Origin of the sequence: Microbacterium sp. UBA837, from assembly GCF_002296025.1 — a bacterium.
GTDB lineage: Bacteria > Actinomycetota > Actinomycetes > Actinomycetales > Microbacteriaceae > Microbacterium.
Window position 1 is genome coordinate 1 of sequence record NZ_DBHD01000013.1, and the last position, 3,226, is coordinate 3,226.

Genomic DNA, 3,226 nt, shown 5'->3' on the forward strand with positions numbered 1-3,226 from the left:
CAACACTGCCGAACGATCGGGTGCCGCACCCCCGCGATCAACTGCGAGGTCGACCACAACGACGACTACGCCAAGGGCGGGAAGACCGAGCATTCGAACCTGTGTCACTTCTGTCAGCGACATCACTCGATGAAGCAATTCACCGCCTGGCAGGTGCAGCAACTCGACGGCGGAATCCTCCAGTTCACCTCCCCGACCGGCCGGATCTACATAGACCATCCACCGCCAGTCTCCGTTCACTTCACCCCAGACGGTCCGGACGACCCCGCACCTTTCTGATACGCCGGATCTGATGCGCCGGAATGGGATCGAGCCACTCGGCGTTGTGTGAAACGATGTCTGCCGCACCGCTCGCCCTCTCCGTCCTCGATCTCGTCCCGGTACGCACGGGCCAGACCAGCGCCCAGGCGATCGCCGCTTCCCTCGCCACCGCTGACGCGGCCGACCGACTCGGGTACCGGCGCTACTGGTTCGCTGAGCACCACAACATGCCGGCGGTCGCCTCGACGACACCGCCAGTCCTCGTGGCTGCGGCCGCTGCGCGGACCTCCCGCATCCGCCTCGGCTCGGGAGGCGTCATGCTCCCCAACCATTCGCCGCTCGTCGTCGCCGAACAGTTCGCCGCGCTCGAAGCGATCGCCCCGGGACGCATCGACCTCGGCATCGGTCGAGCACCGGGCAGCGATCCCGTCATCACGCAACTCCTGCGGCAGTCCGGGACCACCAGCGACGTCGATCGCTTCCCCGACAACATCCGCGACATCCTCGCCCTCTCTTCCCCCGAGGGCGCGAGCCTGCGCTTCACCTCCGGACAGGAATACGCGGTGCGGGCCACGCCCGCGGCGGCCACGCCCCCCGCCGTGTGGCTGCTCGGCTCCAGCGATTACTCGGCGCAGCTCGCCGCATCGATGGGGCTCCCCTACGTCTTCGCAAACCACTTCTCCGGCGAGGGACTCGAACGCGCACTCGACCTCTACCGGTCACAATTCAGGCCGGCCGCCGACGGCGACACCCCGAGGACTTTCCTCACCGCGAACGTCGTCGTCGGCGACACGGATGCCGAAGCCCACGCTCTCGCCCTCCCGCAGCTGCGGATGATGGCGCGGCTTCGCGGTGGCCGGCCCCTGACGGCGCTCGAGACCGTCGAGCAGGCGCACAGCGCCGAGGCATCCGACGGCCTCGCGACACCCCTCGCCTCCTGGGCGGCGGAGCGCTGGTTCGTCGGTACTGCCGACGCCGTGACCGAACGACTGCGGGAGTTCGCGACGCGGTGGGAGGTGGACGAGATCATGATCTCGCCGGTCGCCGCGGCCCGCGACAGCGATCCGATGGATGCTGCACCCGCACGACTGCGGACTCTCGAGAATCTCGCGACAGCTGCCTGAGGGCGCTCGTCCGGCACTGCCCCGCCCCGGAATCAGGAGCGGGACGGAACCTGGTGATCGGGCGCGAGGGCCGCAGCGACGTCACGGAAGATCGTCATCGCGATGTTCCCGCGAGGTTCGCCGTCCTCGTCGAACGCGTCGGGTCCGTAGGTTGCCGCGATCGCGATCGCCAGATCCTCGTCCGGCAGGTATGCAGCCACCCCGGCATAGCCGTGGAACAGAGGGTTCTGCATGAGCCAGTCGCCGGTGAGCACGATGCCGTAGCCGAACGTGTATCCCTCGCCCTGCACGAAACAGGTCGGACACCCCTCGACCGGCGTCGTGCGTCCGCGAAGGGTCGGGGCGACCTGCAACTCATGGCTTTGCGCGGTCAGCAGATCGCCCCGCCCGACCGCGCGGATGACGGTCGCCATGTCGGTGATGTCGGTGTTCTGGATCGCGCCCCGCGCCAACGTCCAAGACGGATTCCACGACGTCGACTCCTCGGTGAACGAGACCCCCTGAGCGATCCCCAGGTCGACGCGGCGCTCCTGGCTGTAGGCGTGAAGGGCGGGCTGCAACAGCGCTGGCGTCCCGGGGTCGGCAGTCTGGGTCATCCCGAGCGGATCCAGGATGCGCTCGCTGATCAGCTCGTCCAACGGCCTGCCGGTGATCTCTTCGAGCGCAAGCCCGAGGATGACGTAGTTCGTGTGCGAGTAGTTCCAGTTGGTCCCCGGCGGGTACACGAGCGGTCGCACAGTCGCCATCGCGACGAGCTCCTCGGGTGTCCACTGCCGGAACGGGTCAGCCGAGAACGCCGCGCGGAACTGATCACTCCACAGGTAGTCGGCGTACCCCGACGTCATCTGCGCGAGCTGGCCGAGCCCCACCTCGTCGGCGTACGCCACGTTCGGCAGCCACGTCGAGAGCCGATCGTCGAGGCTCACGACGCCCTCGTCGACGAGCTGCAGCAGCACCGTCGCGACCTGCGGGATCGCCACTGCGCCGTTTCGGAAATGCATGTCGACCGTGGCGGGGACCCCTGCCATCGACTCCCCCCACGCCTGGGTGAGAAGCACGTCGTCCCCGCGCGTAACCCGTACGATCGCTGCCTCCGCGCCGATCTGTTCGATCGCGTTCTCGACGGCGACACGGAGGAGGCCGGCATCCTCACCCGCGATGACAGTCGTCCGGTCGTCGGCGACCCCGCCGCATCCCGACAACAACATGGTCACGGCGACCACCGAGGCAGTCAGCGAGGTGCGGACCCGCGCGGAGGGGCGAGTAGATGGCGGTGCGGCACTGTGAAGAGAACGGGGTCGGGCAGGGCTCATCGGGGCTCCTTCCGCGGCAGATCCCTCGGGGTCCGGCGGCCACTGTATGAGAACCTACCCTGCCAGATCCGCGGCTTCCGCCCTCGGGTGTGTCAGCGGGCGTTAGCATCCCAACGTGACCTCTCGCACGATCGTCTGGTTCCGAGACGACCTGCGGATCGGCGACAACCCCGCCCTTCACGAAGCTGTGAACCGGGGAGAGCCGATCGTCGCGGTCTTCGTCCTCGACGAGCACACCCCCGGCATCCGTCCGCTCGGCGCCGCCAGCCGCTGGTGGCTCCACCACAGCCTGGCCGCCCTGACGCGCGACCTGAACCACCTCGGCATCAGCCTGGTGTTGAGGAAAGGTGCCGCGGGCGAGGTCATCCGAGAGCTCGTCACCGAGACAGACGCCGACGCCGTCTACTGGAATCGGCGCTACGCCCTCCCCGAACGCGACATCGACGCACGACTGAAGTCCGATCTGCGGGATGCCGGGCTTGCTGTCCGCTCGTTCGACGCGAACCTGCTGTTTGAGCCCTGGACGGT

General features: G+C 68.1%; 3 protein-coding genes and 1 pseudogene. 3 read left to right on the forward strand and 1 reads right to left on the reverse strand.

Features of this window, described 5'->3' with window-relative positions; genetic code table 11:
* Together B3587_RS01275 and B3587_RS01280 are read left to right on the forward strand one after the other, a co-directional pair.
* Positions 1–279: pseudogene (locus B3587_RS01275) on the forward strand (HNH endonuclease); the annotation flags it as partial.
* Positions 280–335: 56 nt separating this feature from the next.
* Positions 336–1,385 (forward strand): LLM class flavin-dependent oxidoreductase, encoded by a 1,050-nt coding sequence (locus B3587_RS01280; protein ID WP_228178409.1) that lies wholly within the window; start codon positions 336–338, stop codon positions 1,383–1,385.
* Positions 1,386–1,417: 32 nt separating this feature from the next.
* Here the strand turns inward: B3587_RS01280 and B3587_RS01285 are convergent, their stop codons facing one another.
* Complete coding sequence (locus B3587_RS01285; RefSeq protein WP_292725969.1) at positions 1,418–2,608, reverse strand: serine hydrolase domain-containing protein; 1,191 nt, start codon at positions 2,606–2,608, stop codon at positions 1,418–1,420.
* Positions 2,609–2,813: 205 nt separating this feature from the next.
* Between B3587_RS01285 and B3587_RS01290 the strand changes: the two genes are divergently transcribed.
* The coding region (locus B3587_RS01290; protein WP_292725971.1) for a deoxyribodipyrimidine photo-lyase at positions 2,814–3,226 on the forward strand (413 nt) is incomplete at its 3' end.

Coding starts and splice junctions, on each gene's coding strand:
- B3587_RS01280 (WP_228178409.1), top strand. CDS start 336: ATGTCTGCCGCACCGCTCGCCCTCTCCGTCCTCGATCTCGTCCCGGTA.